Raw genomic sequence first — 4,778 nt, 5'->3', positions numbered from 1 at the left:
TCTGATCTCGTCGACCAGGCGGTCGCAGTCCTCGCCCCAGATCAAATGGTCCCTGCCGGCCAACTCGAGATATCTGGCGCCTTCGATTTGCCTTGCCAGGTAGTGTCCTTCTTCCGGCCTTACCCAGCGGTCGCCCGTCCTTTGGATGACCAGCGTCGGAACATGGATGGCGGGCAGGATATCGCGAACGTCGATTTCTGTGCCCCAGCGCCAGAGCGCGATCGCATCGGCGGGCGAGGCCGAATTCCTGAGATAGGCGGCAAACCATTCGCGCTCGCTGCTGTCTTCGGACAGGGAGGGCGCGGCGTTGAGCAGTTCGGCGGGCTTGCCCCACTGCCGCTCGACGGAGGCCAGGTCCTCGTCCACCTGCTCGGCGGTTCTCGCCCAGGGATAATCCTTCGACCATGTGCCCCTGGCATAGGTTCCGTTGAGCACCAGCGCCGCCGTGCGCTCCGGATAGGTGGCGGCGAACAGCATGCACATCGGCCCGCCCTCGGAGCTTCCGAACAGCACCGTGCGCTTCGAGCCGACCGCATCCAGAACGGCGCGTACGTCTTCCATCCGCTCCTCCAGCGTCGGCGGGCCGACATTGCGGTCGGACAGACCGGTGCCGCGCTTGTCGATGCGGATCAGGCGCGAGAAGGTTCCGAGCCGCCTGAGCACATGGGCGTAGCGCGGCGATCCCCAGGCAAGATCGAGGTTGGAGACCCATCCCTGGACGTAGAGCAGATCGACCGGCCCGTCGCCGGTCATCTGGTAGGCAATATTGATCCCTGCCGATTTGACGTAGTGGGTTGGCGCAGCGATGGGCACGCTGCCCTCCGTCCCGGTCGCCGGAATCTGCGGCGAATGATGGGACGCCGATGTCGTTCGCCGCGCCCGCAACGTCTCGTACAATTGGCGGGTTTCCGGTTCAGGAGCCAAGGCGAGACCGCGCTCCAGCGCGTCGCGGCAAAGCTCGTACTGTTTCAGCGCGAGATTGATCCGGCCCTGGGCAGCATAGGAGCGCATCAGGGCGCGATGGATGTCTTCACGCAGCGGCTCCATGGCGAGCAGCCGCGCCGCCGCGCGCGCGCAGGATGCAAAGTCGTTTGCCGTGCCGTATTGCGTGACCAACCTGTCCAGCGCCGCAACGGCCATCATCCGCAGGCGCTCGCGCTCGACCCGCAGCCAGTCCTCGAACGGCTCCTCCTTCAGGCCGTGGCCGTCGAGAAGGTCGCCGCGATAGACCACAAGCGCCTGCTCCAGATCCTCGATCGAGCCGCTTGTAGCCAGCGCCTCGAAACGAGCGACGTCGAAATCGAAGTCATCGAGGTGAAGCGCAATGTTGGCCCCCTCGGTCAGAAAGCGCCCGCCGCCCGACCTTTGCATTGCCTTCCGGACGGCCGACACGGCTTGCCTGAGGCTCATTCGCGCCTGCGTTTCACCGTGCAGGCTCCAGAGCAGGGCAGCCAGCTTCTCGCGCGATTGGGCTTGTCCCGCCTGCAAGGCAAGATAAGCCACCATCGCGCGTGCCTTGCGGCTGAAGGCCGGGGCCGCCGCCCCGACGCCGGCAAAGTCGAAACCACCCAGCAGATAGAGGTGAGGTCCGGTCATCGGATCCGCCACAGCCACGATGTGAGGGCAATCCTTTCGCTTAGCTCACTCTATTTCAACTGTTATTGGGCCGGCGCGGCGTTTTTCACGATTCCATCACGCTGGTTGCCACGCATTCCTCACGGCGCTCGGGGAGGCTGTCCGCCCTGAAGCTCTTTCAGGAGGATACCATGCGACATCCCGCTTTGACCGAATGGCCCATCTGGCATGACGATCCCTGGAACGATCAGCAAGGGTATGGTGCCCTGCAGCGTCACGACATCGCCCTGGCCCGCTACCTCGCAAAGCAACAAGCCGACCGGGCATCCGTCGTGCGCCGGCTCGATCTGTGGGCCGCCATGACCCCTGCCGCAATGCTGGTCGCGGGCGTCGGACGCACTTTCTTCCTGATCCGGCGGCCATGCGACCGAAATGTCGGCCCGGCAAACAATGCCATGTCGCCGATCAACTCTATCGCCCTGACGCTGTTGAAGAGCCACGCCGAGTTCAGCAAGACATTCTGGGGCCGATGAACGCGCTCGAAGCCAGGGCGCGTCGCGGCTATCCCTTTTCTTCCACCAGGATCACCAGCGATTCCGGTACGACGCCGTCGAACTCCATGGCATCGGCGGCTGCCTTGCTCTGCATCAGGACCGCCAGCTTGTCCATGTCTGGGACGTCCATCATCAGCGCCACCCGGTTCGGGTTCTGCGGATCGACGAAGGTGCGGATGTTGGTGATCCCGAGCGCGCCGAAAATCTCCTTGCGCTTCGGCGATGTCAGCCAGTGCTTGGCGCCTTTCGTGATGTTGTGATGGCCGATGATCGTTGGCATTTCAGACCCTCCCGGGGGTGATGCCCGACGGGTCGAAATCGCCCGTCTGGCGCAATTTCCGCGAGCGCCAATCAGCGCCGTTTCCATTGGGCTGTCAATTGGCATTCGCTGATGGAACGGCACCTTCTCCCGCAAGGGCGGAAGGATTAGGCTTCGCGTCGCTGCAGCGGGGAGCCTCGCCATTCCAAAGCCCACATTCCTCGAGATCGCCCGCCGTGCCGGCGTCGGCACGGCAACCGTCGAGCGCGTGCTGAACGGCAGGGGCGGAGTGCGGCCCGAGACCGTCGAGAAGGTGGTGGCGGCGGCGCGTTTGCTCGACTATCCGCGCCGGCTGCCCGAGGCGCATCGCGGCGTCATCCGCATCGAAGTGATCCTGGTCAGGCCGGACGCCACCTTCTTCGCGCGGCTCTCGCGTGCCTTCGAGCGCATCGCCGCCACGCTTGACCGCTCGATTGCGGTTCACCGCACCTTCCTCGATGAGGCGAACCCCGCAGAGATCGCCGCGCGGATCCTCGATGCGGAGATGCGCCGCGCCGGGCTGATCCTCGCCGTGCCGGACCATCCGCTGGTGAGTGCGGCGCTCCGCAAACTCGAGGCGGACAACATCCCGACGGTGCAGATCGTCACCCAGATATCGGGCACCCGGAGCACCTATGTCGGCATCGACAATTACGCCGCTGGCCGTACGGCCGGCCTGCTGATGGCGCGCATGCAGCGTCGGCCGGGCAAGGTCGTCGCCATCTGCCACAGCCAGATCTACCGCGTCCACCGCGACCGCGTGCGCGGCTTCTTCGATTATCTGATGGAGACCGGCGACGGGTTCGAACCGGTGGCGGCGCTGTTCGGCTTCGACGATGGCGACCGCAACGCAGAGCAACTGCACGAGGCGTTTGTGCGTTGGCCCGACCTTGCCGGGCTCTACAATGCCGGCGGCGCCAACACGGCGCTGAACGAGGTGCTGCGGCGCCACGGCAGGGGCCGCCAGATCTTCTTCGTCGGTCACGAATTGACCGAGCGCAGCACGCGCGCCTTGCGCGAGGGCACGATGGACGTCGTTCTCGACCAGTCGCCGGAAGCACAGGCGCGCCGCGCCATCGACCTTGTGCTCGCGGCGCTGAACCTGCACGACCTGCCGGTCGACAATCCGCCGATCCGCTTCGTCACCTTCACCGCCGAGAACCTTTGATCTGATTTGATCAAGGAACCGCGAGCCTTCGCCGCCGTCACGGTGCTAACTCGCCCGTGAACGGAAGGGCGATGGCATGTGAAGTTCGCCCCCTCATCCGGTCGCTTCGTCCGCAGCTTTGGCCGTTTCGGAGAAGAAGCGGGCGCCGGCGGCGATGATCTCCCTCTCCCTTTTGGGAGAGGTCGGATGGCTCCGATCTGTCCTTCACAGATCGGCAGGCAATCCGGGTGAGGGGGCTCTTTCCCACCTGCGGTCGTCCGCCCGCGAACGGGAGGATGCATTGGTGACGAGACGGCTGACAGTCAGCGACCTGCAAAGCCAGAAGGGCAGCCGCAAATGGCTGCAACTGCATGTCGACACGCCGGCCGAAGCGGCCGCCGCGGTAGCCTGCGACATCGTCATCCTGTCCTGCGAGCCCGACCACAATCTGGAATTGATCCGCCAGGCGGCACCCTTCGCCTTCCTCTCCGTCGGCATGCCGCACGGCGCGGTCGCCTCGCCCGATGAGGCGGTGCGGCTTGGCTTCGCCATGATGAAGCGCGGCGCCGATGCGGTCTATTGCTCGCATTCGCCGCGCTTCATCGAGGCTATGGCGGCAGAAGGCATCCCGGTCACCGGCCATGTCGGCCTGGTGCCGAACCGCGCCACCTGGACGAATTTCCGCGCTGTCGGGCGCACGGCGGAAGAAGCCTTCAAGGTGCTGCGCGCGGTAAGGGACATCGAGAATGCGGGTGCGGCCTGCGTCGAGGTCGAAGTGGTGCCTGTCAGGCTCGCCGAGCACATCACCCGCTCGACGCCGCTGATCACCATGGGCATGGGCTGCGGCAGCGCCTGCGACACGCAGTATCTGTTCTCCAGCGATGTGCTCGGCACCCATGCCGGCCACTATCCGCGCCACGCCAAGCGCTATGCCGACTTCCTCACGCTGGAGGCCGAGCTGCAGGAAAAGCGCATCGCCGCCTTCCGCGCCTTCGGCCGCGACGTCGCCGGCGGCAGCTACCCGGAAGCGAAGCACCAGGTGGACATGGACGATGCCGCCTACGACCGCTTCCTCACCCTCTCTCAAACTTTGTGAAACCGGGGCCTGTGAGATCAGCCATGGACGACTTGCAATACGGCACGCGCAACAAGCGAGGCGACTGGGCGCCGAACGAGCCGGCCGGCACCGCGCCGCTGTTCGTCT

At 65.4% G+C, this 4,778-nt stretch carries 5 protein-coding genes; 3 read left to right on the top strand and 2 right to left on the bottom strand.

Annotated elements, in window-relative coordinates; genetic code table 11:
* Nucleotides 1-1,596, bottom strand: a 1,596-nt coding sequence (locus tag EN745_RS30325; protein WP_145992214.1) for an alpha/beta hydrolase, incomplete at its 3' end; no start/stop codon positions are given.
* A gap of 170 nt (nt 1,597-1,766) precedes the next feature.
* Here EN745_RS30325 and EN745_RS30320 point away from each other — a divergent pair.
* Nucleotides 1,767-2,108, top strand: coding sequence for a hypothetical protein (locus tag EN745_RS30320; RefSeq protein WP_126055327.1), 342 nt, complete (start codon nt 1,767-1,769; stop codon nt 2,106-2,108).
* Nucleotides 2,109-2,136: 28 nt separating this feature from the next.
* Here EN745_RS30320 and EN745_RS30315 read toward each other — a convergent pair whose 3' ends face one another.
* Nucleotides 2,137-2,409, bottom strand: a complete 273-nt coding sequence (locus EN745_RS30315; RefSeq protein WP_126055326.1) for a hypothetical protein — start codon at nt 2,407-2,409, stop codon at nt 2,137-2,139.
* A gap of 181 nt (nt 2,410-2,590) precedes the next feature.
* Between EN745_RS30315 and EN745_RS30310 the strand changes: the two genes are divergently transcribed.
* On the top strand, nt 2,591-3,595 hold the full coding sequence (locus EN745_RS30310) for a LacI family DNA-binding transcriptional regulator (protein WP_127422947.1): 1,005 nt from the start codon (nt 2,591-2,593) through the stop codon (nt 3,593-3,595).
* A gap of 283 nt (nt 3,596-3,878) precedes the next feature.
* Entirely contained in the window at nt 3,879-4,670 is a 792-nt protein-coding gene (locus EN745_RS30305; RefSeq protein ID WP_127405107.1) for a 3-methyl-2-oxobutanoate hydroxymethyltransferase, read from the top strand.
* The last annotated feature ends 108 nt before the right edge of the window (nt 4,671-4,778 follow it).

It is taken from the genome of Mesorhizobium sp. M4A.F.Ca.ET.022.05.2.1 (assembly GCF_003998845.1).
In the GTDB taxonomy this organism is placed as follows: domain Bacteria; phylum Pseudomonadota; class Alphaproteobacteria; order Rhizobiales; family Rhizobiaceae; genus Mesorhizobium.
This window is presented reverse-complemented; position numbering and strand designations above follow the sequence as displayed.

What these genes read in the sequence shown, in the direction of transcription:
- EN745_RS30320 (WP_126055327.1), top strand. Translation starts at nt 1,767, where the DNA reads ATGCGACATCCCGCTTTGACCGAATGGCCCATCTGGCATGACGATCCC.
- EN745_RS30315 (WP_126055326.1), bottom strand. Translation starts at nt 2,409, where the DNA reads ATGCCAACGATCATCGGCCATCACAACATCACGAAAGGCGCCAAGCAC.